Annotated in this window: 10 protein-coding genes; 2 read left to right on the forward strand and 8 right to left on the reverse strand. The window is 42.1% G+C overall.

Annotated features, from left to right (window positions below; all coding sequences use genetic code 11):
• Nucleotides 1-64 precede the first annotated feature (64 nt).
• Both ACYVRA_RS17485 and ACYVRA_RS17490 read left to right on the forward strand, forming a co-directional pair.
• Nucleotides 65-2,695, forward strand: coding sequence for an efflux RND transporter permease subunit (locus tag ACYVRA_RS17485; RefSeq protein WP_461254022.1), 2,631 nt, complete (start codon nt 65-67; stop codon nt 2,693-2,695).
• On the forward strand, nt 2,692-3,474 hold the full coding sequence (locus ACYVRA_RS17490) for an outer membrane lipoprotein-sorting protein (protein WP_461254023.1): 783 nt from the start codon (nt 2,692-2,694) through the stop codon (nt 3,472-3,474). Before ACYVRA_RS17485 ends, ACYVRA_RS17490 begins: the two co-directional genes overlap by 4 nt.
• A gap of 42 nt (nt 3,475-3,516) precedes the next feature.
• Here ACYVRA_RS17490 and ACYVRA_RS17495 read toward each other — a convergent pair whose 3' ends face one another.
• From ACYVRA_RS17495 to ACYVRA_RS17530, 8 genes are read right to left on the reverse strand one after another with little or no spacing between them, the layout of a single operon-like run.
• Nucleotides 3,517-4,176, reverse strand: a complete 660-nt coding sequence (locus ACYVRA_RS17495) for a hypothetical protein (protein WP_461254024.1) — start codon at nt 4,174-4,176, stop codon at nt 3,517-3,519.
• Nucleotides 4,177-4,180: 4 nt separating this feature from the next.
• Nucleotides 4,181-5,983, reverse strand: a complete 1,803-nt coding sequence (locus ACYVRA_RS17500; RefSeq protein ID WP_461254025.1) for a GTPase domain-containing protein — start codon at nt 5,981-5,983, stop codon at nt 4,181-4,183.
• Nucleotides 5,980-8,499 (reverse strand): hypothetical protein, encoded by a 2,520-nt coding sequence (locus ACYVRA_RS17505; protein ID WP_461254026.1) that lies wholly within the window; start codon nt 8,497-8,499, stop codon nt 5,980-5,982. Before ACYVRA_RS17505 ends, ACYVRA_RS17500 begins: the two co-directional genes overlap by 4 nt.
• 15 nt (nt 8,500-8,514) lie before the next feature.
• Nucleotides 8,515-9,612, reverse strand: coding sequence for a TRAFAC clade GTPase domain-containing protein (locus tag ACYVRA_RS17510; RefSeq protein ID WP_461254027.1), 1,098 nt, complete (start codon nt 9,610-9,612; stop codon nt 8,515-8,517).
• 13 nt (nt 9,613-9,625) lie between these two features.
• Entirely contained in the window at nt 9,626-12,145 is a 2,520-nt protein-coding gene (locus ACYVRA_RS17515) for a serine/threonine-protein kinase (protein WP_461254028.1), read from the reverse strand.
• 38 nt (nt 12,146-12,183) lie between these two features.
• Nucleotides 12,184-13,080, reverse strand: coding sequence for a tetratricopeptide repeat protein (locus ACYVRA_RS17520; protein ID WP_461254029.1), 897 nt, complete (start codon nt 13,078-13,080; stop codon nt 12,184-12,186).
• 30 nt (nt 13,081-13,110) lie between these two features.
• Complete coding sequence (locus tag ACYVRA_RS17525) at nt 13,111-14,733, reverse strand: tetratricopeptide repeat protein (RefSeq protein ID WP_461254030.1); 1,623 nt, start codon at nt 14,731-14,733, stop codon at nt 13,111-13,113.
• A gap of 54 nt (nt 14,734-14,787) precedes the next feature.
• Complete coding sequence (locus ACYVRA_RS17530) at nt 14,788-15,957, reverse strand: tetratricopeptide repeat protein (RefSeq protein ID WP_461254031.1); 1,170 nt, start codon at nt 15,955-15,957, stop codon at nt 14,788-14,790.
• Nucleotide 15,958: the final 1 nt, after the last annotated feature.

The raw sequence follows: 15,958 nt of genomic DNA on the forward strand, positions 1-15,958 counted from the left end.
TCTAATCAAACTGTATGTAGCTTTCTATTTACATTGTAGGTCATATAATATTATGAGTCAATATATGGAAAAAATTTTTAAACATCCGGGGTTGATTGTCGGTATTATTACGATTATCACGGTGTTTTTCTGCCTCCAGCTTCCGCGCGCGGAGTTGGACAACAATAATATCCGTTTTTTACCCAATAAAAATCCGGCGAAAATTATCTCGGAATATATCGATGAAACTTTCGGCGGGCAGGTTATGATTCTGGTCGGGCTTGAGCGCCCTTACCGGACAGTTTTTGAAAAGAGTTTTTTGGAGCGGGTTCGGGATTTTTCGCGGAAAGTTGAAAATATCGATTATGTTAAATCTGTCAATTCAATTATGTCAACGCAGTACATAACCGGCGATAGCGACAGTATCGTCGTTTCCGATTTAGTACCGGAAAATTTTTCAGGGACTGACGAGGAAATTACCGAACTTACGCGGCGTATAGCGTCGTGGGATTTGTTCCGCGGTTCTCTGGTTTCTGATGATCTTTCGGCAACGCAGATTTTAATTACTCTGGACGCTTTAACCGAGGACTTTACGCGCCCCGAAGTGACGCTCAGTATCGAAGAAATCCGAAAAATAGCGGGAGAAATTTTTACAGGCGAGGCGGAGGTGTATTTCACAGGACAGCCGATTATCAACACGATTATCAATAAATCCATGATTTCAGATAACATTTTGCTGATACCGTTAGTTGTCATTGTACTGCTGGGAATGTTGTTTTTTTCGTTTAGGCGATTTACATTTGTAGTGCTGCCGTTTTTAACAGTGATAATAGCGGTTGTCTGGGCTATAGGGATGGCGGCGCTGTTCGGGATAAAACTTTCGGTTATTACGACAATACTGCCTGTTATTCTGGTAGCGGTCGGCAGCGCTTACGGTATTCATATAGTTACCCATTATATGGAAGATACTCGAAATAAGCCGCTGACTGTTGAAGAACATCGCAAGCTGGTTTTAGATTTGGTTAGAAAATTGATTAAGCCGGTATTTCTGGCGGCGCTTACTACAATGGCGGGTTTTATCTCGTTCTGTTTTACGCCGATTGTCCCGATGAGGGAATTCGGGTATTGCGCCAGTATCGGGGTTATTGCCGCTTTTGTTGTAGCGGTGCTGTTTATTCCGTCAATGTTCCTGCTCCGCCCTACCACTTATCAAAGTAGTCAGGTACTGCCGGAGAAGAAGGAAGAAAAAAATAAAAACGGCGGTCTTAGCAATAATATCGCGGGAATTTTTACCGCTATTGCAAAGAGAAAAAAATTAGTGCTTGTTCTTGCTGCGCTGGCCGTGATCATTTCGCTTTACGGGCTTTCAAAAGTTATAATTGATAACGCGATTGTTGAATTTTTTAAAAATGAGACTGATATTAGCCGCTCAGACAGGTTTATACGCGAGTATTTTGGCGGCTCAAAAGATTTAAATCTTGTGATCACCGCCGATACTACGGAAGAACTTTTACGCCCCGACGTGTTACAAGCAGTGGATAATCTTTCCACATACCTTACAAATAATGTTCCCGACGTGGGGAAAGTTGTCGGCTTTACGGACATTATCAAGAGAATCAATCAGGTGTTTAACGTGGGCGAAAGCCCGGATGGGCTGCAAAAAACTGTGTCGCATAACGCAGGGGACAGTTTTGGATTTGATGATAGCGATGATTTTGGTTTTAACGATTTTAGTTCTGATGATACTAAATATACTGAAATAGCACGGCAGGAAAATAATTTTAATATAAGCCAATACAATACGGCGGATATTTTACGGTTTTTAGACAGCGCCGCGGGAAAATCTCCACGAATGAGCGGCAACGATTTGGTAAGAGAACTGAAACGCCTTACCAATTATGACGGCATGGCTTATTATGAGATTCCTTCAAATCCACGGCGTTACGGTAAAGAAACGGATGAGGAGCTTCAGCGGCTGATAGCGAATTATCTTGTTCTGCTCGCGGGAGCTGAAGATTCGGGATACTCAAATGACCCGCTTGAGCCTACGGCGATCAGAACAATGATACAAATGCGAACTACGGGAAGCATGGATTCAAAGGCCGTTATCGACATTATTAAGGAATATATCGCCGTAAACTTTCCAAAAAATGTAAAGGTGATAATCGGCGGCGGCATAACGTATGAAATGGCGATTACCGATCTGATCTTTAATTCCCAGCTTATATCAATTTTTATTTCCGTGCTTATAGTGTTTTTAATTATCGCGATTTCCTACAAATCGCTTATTGCCGGAGTCATCGGTTCCGTTCCATTAATGATAGTAATTCTCTGCAATTTCGCGGTGATGGGTTTTCTTGGAATTAAACTCAGTCTTGGAACCGCTCTGATTTCCAGCCTTGCGGTCGGCATCGGTATTGATTACACAATTCACTTTATCGAATTTTTTAAGCACGAGTACCAGTCAGGAGAACCTGACTTCCTTCGCCGCACTTTTATCGGCTGCGGAAAAGCCATTTTAATTAACGCCCTTGCAGTGGGCGTCGGATTTGGAGTGCTTGTACTTTCACAATTCAGAATTATCGCGCAGCTAGGCGCGATTATCGCTTTAAGCATGCTGATTACCGCCTTTGTCAGTCTTACGGTAATACCGGCTCTGCTTATGGTAATAAAACCAAAATTTATATATAATAAAACTAAGGAGGATACGCAATGAAAAAAATTATCGTATTGGCGATGTTATTGGCGAGCGTTTGTTATCTGAACGCTCAAGACGCGGCGGCAAATGCAGATTCAATTATGAACTCGGCAAGAAACCGGATTAAATCGGATACTATGTCCTCACGCTCCCGTATGGTGATTACCGCTAAGGACGGAAGCACGACGGAACGGGTTATCGATCAGTATTCAAAGGACGGTCCTAACGGAGCGCGTACTGTGATTGTATTTCAAAGTCCAGCCAGCGTAAAGGGATCCCGGTTCCTAACTTTGGATACCGGCTCAGGCGGTTCTGATAGATGGATATTTTTACCAAGCCTGGGTAAAGTGCGGCGGGTTGCGGCTTCGGAGAGCAGCGGCAGTTTTATGGGGACGGATTTTTCTTATGACGACATCTCTTTAATCGGCAGAAAAACTAACCTTGATACCCATACAATATTACGCGAAGAAACATTGAACGGAAACCCATGTTATGTGATTCAATCCGTCCCAAAAGACAGTACTTATCAGTATTCAAAATCAATATCATGGATCGATAAGACACGTTATCTGACATACAAAAGCGAAATGTATAACCGCCGCGGAGAGCTGATAAAGTTGATGGAAATGTCAGATTATAAAGACGCGCAGGGGCGGCTTACGCCCATGCAGACTAAAATATCCACTGTTGGAGCGGGAACATTTACAACAATTTACATGGATATTATTAAATACGACGATCCAATACCTGAAGCGGTATTTACTACCGCCTATCTTGAAACGGGGAAGGTAAAATAAAGCGGGAATTGTTTCTAATTGTCATGCATTGGAGTAATTAAATTATATTTGCGGTAAAAATATTACCCTCCAATGCATAGACATATAAACAATAAAAGAAACAAATACCATGGCTTCCAATAAAAAAACAACAGCTGACATAAAGAGAGTGATTACTTCATCTACAGGATTTCTAAAATTATCAATGCCTGTAGAAACAGCTTTTTCTATAGTATCCTTAATTGTTTCAAAGAAATCTTTTATTAAATTCATATAAACGTTGATTCCAACTGATTCAGTTTGTACAAGAATTTTCTTGAAAGTTAAATGCAAACAAATTAACGCGCAAAGATAAATAATACCCCATAGTTGAAACATATTTAATATATTAATACATAAGGCTATTGTTATTATGCCTGTCATGATTAACGGAGAAATAAAATGAGAAAGAACTTTAAACGCGGTTTCTCCATCTATAATCGCGTCTAGTATACGCGCGGCAATTATTGCTATTATGCAAATATAAAAAAGCAAGGGATAGTAATGGCCAATATAATTATTGGGAAAAAGTTTTCCAAGGATAATAGGCGCATACTTATCAATATGGAATATTGTATGCATAATCCTTGACAATATTACGATGTAGAATTTGCTAATGAGAACAAAGACTGTTATTAAAACTAAAACCGATAATGTAGTTAATGTCGTTTTTCGGACAGTCATAATATCACCTCTTATTACTGATATATTTTACGCTGCTTGAAAGCAAACCGGCAATTCGGGAACGTCCCTTATTCGCGAGCCACTCAAGCGGTTCCATAATTCCGACAGGGGTAAAAGCTTTGCCTTTCTCAGCCTTATGCCCTACCGCGCTCACAGGGAAATAACTCACATTGGAAAATGTAGCATCAATATTATTCAACACATTTATTAGCCCTATCTTTGTCATATATTCCTTACATATTTGATCTCTAGCGTCATTTTCGTTATTGTTATACGCCGATGGATTTTCTTTATACAATGCTTTTATTTTGTCCATGCCAATTTCACATTTTACAATATCAATATCAGCCTTGTTTATAAGCACGGCGACTGGCACAGGGCTCAATTCTCCAGACGCAGAGCCTTTAATCGTATTAAACTGATAAATAAATTGAACCACAAATTCATTGGTATTATCGGGCGAATAAGAAGAGGCATAAACGCTGTTTTCATCAATTGCAAGTTCTTCTTTTACCGTCTGAGAGCATGATGTGTCAATAATTAAAATTATGCCGTCGCAAAATCTAAAGTATTTGGGACTGCGCGAATATTTTTCCGACATAATATATTCGGCAAAAGTCTTATAAAACACTAAATTATCAGTTTCTATTTTTCCACGTCGGTGAATTATACTGTATGTGCGGGATTCGGTATCTAACGGAGTAACGCCGGAATTGAACATATCTATTAATTCATTAAAATAATTCTCCGGCTTCCCTTTAATGGTTAAAATATACTTATGCTTAATCGCAGACGTGTATAAATTTGAAAATGCCGAAATAAACGCCGTTTTGCCCACATTGTCGCCGCCTACTACCGCAACTGAAAAATGTTTGGCGTTTGCCGTATAAAGTTCGCCTGAACAGGAAGGGCATTTTGAAGCAAGAAAAGAACGGCCTGTAAATGATACACACGGTATGAAAACCTTATTACACGCGCAACGGGCAAATAAAACGCCGCATTTTCCCGGAATTAATTTATCATGTTCTTTACCGCAAGAGGGACAAATAAATTTAGGCAAACTAAATTTATCATAACAATGCGGACAATATTGCGTTTTCTGTATAAACTTGTCGATGATATTTGCAGCCGGCACTAACAGGTAAGTAATAAGTTTTGTAATAAAAAGCGCTAATTTATGAAGCAGATTAAATGCCACCAACCAGACAGTACCCAATGAAATTCTAAAAACCATTTCAATAAATCCAAGAACAAACAACGGAATATAAACAAATGTCAATGCAAATATGTGCATAACAGATTTATTGTCATAGTTACCCAACCTATAGGCTAATCCCGCAAAACTTATCCATGACCATTTATGATCGTATAATAAAGAATGAGCGTCTCTATAACTTTCCTTCCTTTGTAAAGTTCCCGATTTTACAAAATAACTGTACATAAGATTGTAATAGGGATGTTTTTCCCATCTGTCCCTGTTTTGATATAGTCCGATCACTTGGCTTGAGATTATTATGAAACATGCCGGCAAAAATGCGAGGATTATTATGCTTTTTATTAATAGCGGACATTTCAGAAAAAAACGCCATAGGATTAACAAACATTTTTTTATAAACTGAATAGTATCACTTAACTTTTGAAAAACAACATTGTTAATTTGGGCTTTCTTTTCCGCGTAATTCAATTCCGATTCTGGTGAAACAGAAAGTTCATCTTTAACATCCGTTTGCGCGTAAGCCATGTTATTTGAAGCCGCTATAAGAAGCAGGCCGAATATAAGCGCAAAATGTCCTGTACTTCTTTTCATTTACGCTCATCCTTCGATTTATCTTTTGGAGATGAAATAATTTCTATTGCTTTATCAGCGATAGATTTATAATAAATACGGCTGTTCTCTTCTTTAAGCAGGCTGCCCAATGACATCAATGTTTTTTCATTTTGTTTGGAATTCGCAAGAGCTTGAACAATTTCATCGTCAATCTGTTTCTTTTTACCGTCAGAAATAAAATTAATTAAAGCGTTCCATTTGTCTTTATATTTAGAGGCGGCGCAGGCTACCTTTTTTAAATACGCGCAATAGTATTCTTTAGGCGCATGAAACAGGAAGTTAAGGATGAATTCCGATTCTTCATCCGGAAGGTTTGTTTTTATCAAGCCTTCGATGAATTTATCTATATAACCTTCGTCTGTAATAGTCGGGAACCCCTGACTTTTTAAATCTTTAAATACTTCTATCGGGCTTTTCTTTTTAAAATTACCGGATAAAATATTAAGAACGAAAACATGCGCGGAATTAATACATTTCGCGCCGTTAGGTTTTAGCGTTTGCAGCAACTCAACAAGATGTGATATATTATCTTTTGACGCGCCAATCTTATTGTCTATTGATTCAAAAACCTTCGCCAATATTTCTTCCTTAATAAAATTCTTATCATGGATAATTTTAATAAATTGTTCCATTTCAGAAGGTTTAACAAGTTTATCAACGCGCTTTATCAACACATCACCTGTCATTTGCTCAAGACCTTTTTCTTCAAGTTTTTCACAAAATGACAGCGCGGATTTATCAGACGCGAGTATAGTATTATCATGATCAATTATGTATTTAATTACAAATTCGCCTAATTTTACATCCGCGCCTTTTACCAACTCTAATAATAAATCCTGACAATTAATACTTTTGACTCGCGAAAGAGTTGAGATAATCTCGTCTAAAGATTTTTGATCGGTATAATGACAACAAATAACGATTCCGTTTTTTATTACCATCTTTAAGTCCTTTTGATCTATGCCGCCAATTTGTAAAAAAGAATCCAGATAAATCGTTATGAATGTCACGACATCCGCCGAGGAAAACGCTTTAAATTTAGAAGAATTATCACTTATAACTTTCATGTCAGTCATAACACGGGCTACGTCCATTTTAAATCCGGTGCGTTGTATTTGCGTCCAATAAGAAGATTTTTTCGTATTATCGGTTTTACCAAAAATAATTCCTGTAAATTCCTTACAGACAATATCGGTTAAACGTTGTTTTACGCCGGTATCGCCTACAAACTCAGAAGCTGATAACATCCAGTTGATAATATTTAACGCTAACGAAAATTCTTCCTGTAATAGCCGCGATACATCAGTATTTACGCGCCTGTATATCTCGTAAATAGGCGACGCTTTAATGGCGGACGCGTCTTTAGGTTTTTCCGCCGCTTTATACTTGTTGAGCCTGTCTAATATATTTGCCAACACGCTCGTACCAGGCAATGACGGTTTTTCAAACACGGTGAATATTTCATATAAATCAAGAATATCCGCGCTTGGTTTTAAAACATTAAAGGCTTGCAGAAATTCACCGCAAAATTTTTTATGTGCATCGTCAAATTTTGTAATAAGCTGATAATAGCCATGTTGTATATTACATTCAAAAGCAAGTTGTTTTTGCTTGCCGTCAAGTAAAACAAATGGAGAATTCGGCAGGGGGCGCAACGCGCTTACGTTTGCTTTATCCCTCTCATCAAGACCTACAATCATGGCGCGGTAGCGTTGTTTTTGGTTAGGGTCCTGCAAATTAATCTGCTGTTGGTATACGCCCATTTTAACAGTATATTTGTTAGCGCTTACAAATTTATCCATGCGAGTCGCAAATGGAACAACTGAAGCAATCCTCGGCGAAAAAGCACATTCAATCGCCGCTATCCATAACTCAATATTTTTTGATGTGTCATCTTTTATAATAAGAAATTTTCTTTTTTCCGGCTCTTCATTGTACTGCGCGATAAGGAACGCGACTGCTTTTGCCAGCGCTTCTTTTCGTCCGTCCGCGATAAAGGCGCCTATTTCTTCATATTTATATTTTCCCGGCGGATCAATAATGTCGCCGCGTTCAGGAAGCCCGTTATCGGAGGGAGGGTTCTCGTAATAATACGCCTCGCCTCTTGTTTTTGCGTTCCATATACTGTCATCCTGAAACATTTTATATGGGTAAATTTTTGAAAAATCGCCAAGGAGAGCGTGATTTACAAAATTTCCGGGCCTGTGTGCATAATCCCCCTGGGCATTCGCATCAAAAGGAATCGGATGAAAATTGACAAAAAAACTTTTCCCCTCGTGAACATAAAAAAGATACGCGTCATCCATAAAATCAGGATCGGTATACGGCTGTTTGGCCTGCGCCGCGTTCATAAGAAATTGTAAATCAATCGCTCCTTCATTCATAATGGCGTGGGTGCAGGAATACACCTTATATCCATCACTTGAAATCTTGCTTCCTTTTCTGGTAATATCAATCCCCTGCCTGCAGCGGGTGTAAATCAATTCACTAAACATCTTATTAATCCTCCATTAATCAACAAATTTAGCTTTTTTAAAGAGCCATAAAATCGGGTCAAGTACGCGGGTGGGATTTATTTTATCGCTGAGTTTTGTCGCGTTTTCAGGCGGCTCTCCATAACTGGACACTCCAAAGAAATGAAACTCCTTAAAGTGCGACTCAAGCGCGTCAATAAATGAACGCTCGCCGATTTTTTCAAGCCAGTTGCGTATCTCCTCGTCTACCTGCTGGATTTCTTCCATACTGATCTTTCCGTCTCGCACATTCATACTGGGACTTCTAATAACGTCATTCTCACTAAAATCTTTTTTTACAGTGTCAAATTTTGTTAAAACAATCGCGACAGGAATTTTAACTATCTTTCTAACATCCATTCCACGGGCAGTTTTGATATTATCAGCAAGACTATTGACAACATCCTTCGCTTCTTTATATTCGCCCTTGCCTCCCCCCAGAGAATTTTGCATAACCTCTTTATCTACTATTGTGCCTTTTTTGATGGCATTCAGTATCAGGGGATCAAGAGTAATGATAATCGCTTTAGATGTCATTATATACTTTCTTACGGGGGACTGAGGGTCTGACATACGCTCATGATCTTCACCCGCGCCGTCAAATATTGTGAACGTATATGTGGGAACATTGTTGCCTCTTTTTTTAAGAAGGTTTCTGATGTACCATATCTGGGGCGTTTGTTCGCCTCCCGCCGTGCTGGCTGGAGGCGTATGATCCTCATAAATATGTTTATAATTTTCATTCTGATGATCCAGCGTAGCCTGGTTTTGGTGTCCAAGCGCCAAACGGAGACCTGGCGTCCCTTTTCCCAACTCATGCAGCATAACAGTTATATAGTTTGTTTTTCCTGAGTTTGACACGCCGATTATGCTAAAAGGAAGATTTGGGGTCTGTAACGACATTCTGGGAAGGTCAGCACCGCATTTCCAACATTTTCTTTGCGTTGCAAGACCTCCGCAGCCGTATTTTTTACATTTGATTGGCTCTTTTTCAAGCCTATCAGGGGTCGCAGTTTCTCCACAGTCGGGACAGACATACAGAACCTTTTTTAAACTGTAAGATTCAAAACAAAAGGGACAGGTAAATTTTGCCATTGAGCTATTCCTCCTATATTTTTCCTTTAAAATTTTCAGCCCAGCGTAATGAATAACATTCACTTGGAACAGGGCTTGTTACAAACAGAAATAATTTGCTGTTTTTTGTCACTTGAGAAAACTCAGGCGAGACAATTTCATAATCTTTCTTAAAGACTGCCACAGGAGCGTCTAATTCCTGTTCTTGAATCTCCATCAATATTTTTGAATTTCCATCAGTAGATTTTTCAAGATGTTGGCCTTGAAGACTGGCGCATAAAATAAATTTAGGCAGGCGCGTCAAAGACCTGTTTGGCTTTATCTCGATAGAAAGCTTGCTTTTTCCAATAATCGGCTTTGTCACCTTCCAATAAACATTGGCGTCTAATCTGCGGTCAAAACGCATTTTGGACGGCAAAGAAATACTTTTCTTGCCATTTACCTCAAATACAGTAAACATGGTGACATAATAAGCGTTCTCATCTTTTGCGGTTGTAGAAAATAAAATTTCGCCTCTTTTTTTATAATCGTCAATAGTAATTTTTTTCATATCCTTAACCGATGCTAATTCCTTCGCTTCAACCCAGGGATCGCCAGCGCTTCCAGCGGATTTTACGCGGACAAAATACCAAAACTCCGTTACATTATCAGGAATGGCCGAATCTGTCTTTATTGATAATTCTACGCTATATGACGAATTATTACTATGCGAAATGAGCTGATCTTTTTTAATTTGTGATTGCGTTTTGTCAATTTCACAAGGTTTTTGAGTGCTGATTTGCGCGTTTAATTGGTTTAAAAGTTTATTTCCCGCCGATTGAGCGGATTTCGCGCCTACCGGCAAACCAAAATATTCCGTTAATAGCGTGGAGGCGCCCGACCCGGGTGAAAGCAATTCAAACCAGGGGAGGAACAGGCCTTCGTAACTTTTTTCTTCAACTAGAATTAAAATCCGCCTTTGCATGTCTTTTGGCACTTTGCGGATTTGCACAAGAGTGGAAAGTTCAAAATCGGCGTACTTGGCAAGCTTGAAAGGTTTGATGACTTTGTTTTTAAGAAGCACTTCCGCCTTGCCAGCCAATTCCGTATTACCCATGCCGCCCGAAAAAATACCGGGCAGTTTTTTTATTTCCGCCGCTATGCCTTTATACCCCATAATTTCCAGCCATGAGTAGAGTTTCGATTTCGCGTCCCGCAGTTGGGGAATGACAGATTCGGGCGCGTTTTCAAGGAGGAAATTAAGATCGTCAAGGTTCTGCATCTTGTAACCATTGGCGAATTTAAGAGGCAAGGCGGGATTTAAAAGACAGGCTACTTTTAATATGCCGTTATCTTGATCGTTAGCCGCAGATGATTCTTCCGCGACTTGCGTAATTTGTTTTGCGATGTCAGGGTAGTACTTTTCAAGGAAAGAGGCAAGCCGACCGCCGAAGACAAATTTATTGGAAACTTCAGGGGCAGCTTCCACTATTGCGGTTCCCAAATCTTCAAGGGTAGTACATTGAACGCCGCCGACAGAAAGAGACCACGACTTTTTAGCCTCTTGATAAAAATCGACATTTTCCCCGGCAAGGTGGCGCATTACTTCATTGTAACCCCAGCGGCGTTCATGATCGATTACAAGAAGCCCGCGTATGAGGCGTTCCATCTTTTTGCTTACCCTAGGTTCCTTGCTTAAAATGTCATCGGCGATTCTTCCTTCTATTGTGTCGCGTATTAAGTGCGCGTCGTTGCGGCGCTTGCCATTGTCAAGGGTGAACGGGTCTTTGCCGGTGAGCAATTCCCAGAGTGTGATGCCCAACGCGTAGTAATCCATCATGTTAGTGATTATACCGGAGAGTACTTCCGGCGCGGCATAACCTGTGGTGCGGGAACCGGTTCGGGTTTTATGGAGTTGTTCCGTATCTTCCATGATGCTGGAAATTCCAAAGTCCGCGATTACCACATCATCGCCCTTATAGACTGTCTTTTTTTCTGCGCCTTCGCCGCCGTCAATTTCTTCAATTTCCAAAGTGCGATAGTAAATGTTAGCGGGCTTAATGTCGCGGTGAATAATACCTTTTTCGTGGCACGTTTTAAAGGAGTTGACTATCTCTTTGCAAATGCCTTCCACTTTTTCTTCGGAAAGCGGGAGATAGCGATAGGAGCCGTCCGCGTTGCGGGTATCCAACGCGCCGCCTTCCGCGTACTCCATGATTTCGTAGAAGCGTTCGTTGTACATTCCAAAATCGTATACGTTGACTATGTCCGGGTGATTAAGCATTTTAAGTTTTTCGAGAATTTCCGTCTTTGGTTTGGTGGTACTCCGATAATATTTGACAACACCTTTCTGTTCGTCTTTCTGCGCGATGTAGATGTCCGCTTCGCCTGAAAGCGTGCCGAGTTTGCTTGTTACTTCCCAACCGGCGACTTGTTCGTGAAGCTGCAAAAGCCCACCTGTGAAGTTCGCGCCGGTTTCCGTGGTAGAGCCACCGGCGATAATTTGCGTGCTACCGCCAACAGCGCTACCTACGGCGCTGGCGCCTTGAGTTAAATCAATAATTTGCGTTTCCATTTCTACCTCCTAACCTTTGTAAAATACAGCGTATTATATCACTCCTTATTTTCCTTATTCCGTATTATCCCTAATTGATCTAAGTACTCTTGCGCTTCAGCGTTTTCCTGTTCCGTTGCCTTGGCATACCAGTACGCCGCTCTTTCGCTATCCTGCGCTATTCCTAGTCCTTGTGCATAGCAAATTCCAAGAATACATTGCGCTCCAATATTATCCTGTTCCGCTGCCTTGATTAACCAGTATACAGCTTTTTCGTAATCCTGTGGTACTCCGTCTCCGTTAAAATAAAACAATCCCAGGCTGAATTGCGCCGTATCAATTCCCTGTTCTGCCGCCATGGTGTACCAGTACGCAGCTTTAGCTTTATCCTGCGGTATGCCTTTTCCTTTTTCATAAAAAAATCCAAGAACGCACTGCGCCAAAACATATCCCTGTTCTGCAGACTTATTAAACCAATACGCCGCTTTTTCGTAATCCTGTGAAACGCCTATTCCGTTATCATAACAAACGCCGATGTTGTATTGAGCCTCAGCATCACCCTGATCCGCTGCTTTGGCGTACCAGTACGCCGCCTTCTCTTTATCCTGCGCTACTCCTTGCCCGTACTCACAAAAAAATCCTAGTTTGCATTGCGCTTCGGCATTCCCCTGTTCAGCAGCCTTGGCGTACCAGTACGCCGCTTTTTCGTTATCCTGCGCCACTCCTTGTCCGTACTCATAACAAATTCCTAGAACGTATTGCGAATTAGCATTTCCCTGTTCAGAGGCTTTGGCGTACCAGTATGCCGCTTTTTCGTAATCCTTAGGTACGCCTTCTCCGTCATAATATTTATCGCCAAGAGCAACCTGCTCCGCCGCGTCTGTCGGCCCCGCAGTCTCCAACGTTGAATTGTTAGCCGCTGTCTCATCTTTTTTATTTATATTTTCATCCGCCATATCATCCCCTTCCAAGAACTCAGCATTGGTTTATAATTTCTTTAGTAACTTCTGCGCTATAGTATTCCCCTGTTCCGCAGACTTGGTGTACCAGTATATTGCTTTTTCTTTATCCTCCGGTACGCCTTTTCCTAAGTGATAACATTCTCCAAGGCACCATTGCGCATCATCATTCCCCTGTTCTGCCGACTTGGTGTACCAGTACATCGCTTTTTCGTCATCCTGCGCCACGCCATCTCCGTTTTCATAACAAACTCCAAGGTTGAATTGCGCAATAGCATATCCCTGTTCCGCAGACTTGGTGAACCAGTACGCCGCTTTTTCGTAATCCTGCGGCACTCCTACTCCATTATGATAACGAGATCCTAGGCTGCTTTGCGGAATAGCATTCCCCTGTTCCGCAGCCTTGATGTACCAGTACGCCGCTTTTTCGTTATCCTTCGGCACGCCTTCTCCTTTCTCATAACAATCTCCAAGATTGAGTTGCGCACGATCATTCCCCTGTTCCGCTGCCTTGGTGAACCATTCCACCGCTTTAGCGTAATCCTGCGGCACGCCTGTTCCTTCGCCATAACAAAGTCCGAGGTTATGTTGCGCCCTATCACTCCCCTGTTCCGCCGCCTTGGTGTACCATTCCACCGCTTTAGCGTAATCCTGAGGCACGCCTTTTCCTTTATCATAACAAACTCCGAGGTTGAGTTGCGCATAAATATTCCCCTGTTCCGCAGCCTTGGTGTACCATTCCACCGCTTTAGCGGCATCCACCGACACGCCGTCTCCTTTATCATAACAAACTCCGAGGCTGTACTGCGCATAAGCATTCCCCTGTTCCGCAGCCTTGGTGTACCAGTATGCCGCTTTAGCTTTATCCTGCGGTACGCCTTGCCCGTTTGAAAAACAAAATCCGAGGTTGCATTGCGCATCAGCATCTCCCTGTTCCGCAGCCTTGGTGTACCAGTACGCCGCTTTTTCGTTATCTTTAGGTACGCCGTCTCCGTTTTTATAACTAACTCCGAGGCTGAGTTGCGCCAAATCATATCCCTGTTCTGCAGCCTTGGTGTACCAGTACGCCGCTTTTTCGTTATCTTTAGGTACGCCGTCTCCGTTTTTATAACTAACTCCAAGGTTGAATTGCGCCTTAACATTCCCCTGTTCCGCAGCCTTGGTATACCAGTACACCATTTTTTCGTAATCCTTAGGCACGCCTCTTCCGGCACTATAACAAAATCCTAGGTTGAGTTGCGCGTTAGCATTCCCTTGTTCCGCAGACTTGGTGTACCAGTACGCTACTTTTTCGTCATTTACCGGTACGCCTTCTCCTTTTTTGTAACAATTTCCCAAGTTGAATTGCGCTTTAGCATTCCCTTGTTCCGCCGCCTTTGTGAACCAGTACACCGCTTTTTCGGCATCCATCGGCGCGCCTTCTCCTTTATTTAAACTAAATGCAAGCTTGTTTTGCGCGTCAGCATTTCCTTGTTCCGCCGCCTTGGTGTACCAGTACACCATTTTTTCGTAATCCTTAGGTACGCCATCTCCGTCATAATACTTATCCCCAAGAGCAAGCTGTTCCACCGCGTCTGTCGGTTCAGCAGTCTCCGATGCCAGTTCGTTCACCGCAGCCTCGTCTTTTTTATTTGTACTCTCATTCGCCATATCATCCTCCTATTTTGTTGTCTTGGTTTATTAGTCCAAGAACGTCGATTTGATTTATATATTTTTTAGGTTTTCCTGTGCCTTAGTATTTCCCTTTTCCGCCGCCAGGGTAAACCAGTACACCGCTTTTGTGTGATCCTGCGGTACGCCTTGCCCGTTTTCATAACAAAGTCCGAGGTAGTATTGCGCATCAGCATTTCCCAGTTCCGCCGCTTTGGCGTACCAGTACGCCGCTTTAGCGTAATCCTGCGGCACGCCGTCTCCGTTATAATAACAATCTCCGAGTTTGTTTAGCGCATAAGGATACCCCTGTTCTGCCGCCTTTGTGTACCAATACGCCGCTTTCTCCTTATCCTGTGAAATGCCTTCTCCTTTATCATAACAAAGCCCGATGTCGTACTGTGCAATGGTATTTCCCTGTTCCGCAGACTTTGTGTACCAGTACGCCGCTTTATCATAGTCCTGCGGCACACCGTCTCCGTACTTATAAAGTAATCCAAGACTACACTGCGCGTCAGCATGACCCTGTTCCGCAGCCTTGGCATACCAGTACGCTGCTTTAGCGTAATCCTTCGGCATGACTTCTCCGTCTCCGTACTCATAAGAAAAACCGAGGTTGTATTGTGCACTGGCATTTCCATTTTCTGCTGCTTTGGTGTACCAGTCTGCCGCTTTAGCTTTATCCTGCGGCACGCCTTGCCCGTACTCATAACAAAATCCGAGGTTGCATTGTGCATCAGCATTTCCCTGTTCCGCCGCCTTGGTGTACCAATACGCCGCTTTAGCTTTATCCTTAGGCACGCCTTCTCCGCTATCATAACGTAATCCGAGGTTGCGTTGCGCCAAAGCATATCCCTGTTCTGCCGCCTTAGTTAACCAATAAACCGCTTTTTCGTTATCCTGCGGCACGCCTTCTCCATTTTTATAACAAATTCCCAGATTGTTTTGCGCCTTAGCGTCTCCCTGTTCCGCCGCTTTGTTGAACCAGTACGCCGCTTCTTCGTAATTCTGAGGCACTCCTTTTCCGTAACAATAACAAAACCCAAGACTGTTTTGCCCCTTGGCATCTCCTTGTTCCGCCGCCTTCTTGTACCAGTCTGCTGCCTTAACGTAATCCTGCGGTACGCCGTCTCCGTCATAATATTTTTTTCCAAGAGCCCGTTGTTCCGCCGCGTCTGTCGGCTCCGCAGTTTCATCTTTTTTCTCTATACTCTCATTCGCCATA

The sequence above is a fragment of the Treponema sp. R8-4-B8 genome, assembly GCF_054786175.1.

Excerpts from the sequence above, each read along its gene's own strand:
- ACYVRA_RS17515 (WP_461254028.1), bottom strand. The coding sequence starts at position 12,145 with ATGGAAACGCAAATTATTGATTTAACTCAAGGCGCCAGCGCCGTAGGT.
- ACYVRA_RS17510 (WP_461254027.1), bottom strand. The coding sequence starts at position 9,612 with ATGGCAAAATTTACCTGTCCCTTTTGTTTTGAATCTTACAGTTTAAAA.
- ACYVRA_RS17495 (WP_461254024.1), bottom strand. The coding sequence starts at position 4,176 with ATGACTGTCCGAAAAACGACATTAACTACATTATCGGTTTTAGTTTTA.
- ACYVRA_RS17500 (WP_461254025.1), bottom strand. The coding sequence starts at position 5,983 with ATGAAAAGAAGTACAGGACATTTTGCGCTTATATTCGGCCTGCTTCTT.
- ACYVRA_RS17485 (WP_461254022.1), top strand. The coding sequence starts at position 65 with ATGGAAAAAATTTTTAAACATCCGGGGTTGATTGTCGGTATTATTACG.
- ACYVRA_RS17505 (WP_461254026.1), bottom strand. The coding sequence starts at position 8,499 with ATGTTTAGTGAATTGATTTACACCCGCTGCAGGCAGGGGATTGATATT.
- ACYVRA_RS17490 (WP_461254023.1), top strand. The coding sequence starts at position 2,692 with ATGAAAAAAATTATCGTATTGGCGATGTTATTGGCGAGCGTTTGTTAT.
- ACYVRA_RS17520 (WP_461254029.1), bottom strand. The coding sequence starts at position 13,080 with ATGGCGGATGAAAATATAAATAAAAAAGATGAGACAGCGGCTAACAAT.
- ACYVRA_RS17530 (WP_461254031.1), bottom strand. The coding sequence starts at position 15,957 with ATGGCGAATGAGAGTATAGAGAAAAAAGATGAAACTGCGGAGCCGACA.
- ACYVRA_RS17525 (WP_461254030.1), bottom strand. The coding sequence starts at position 14,733 with ATGGCGAATGAGAGTACAAATAAAAAAGACGAGGCTGCGGTGAACGAA.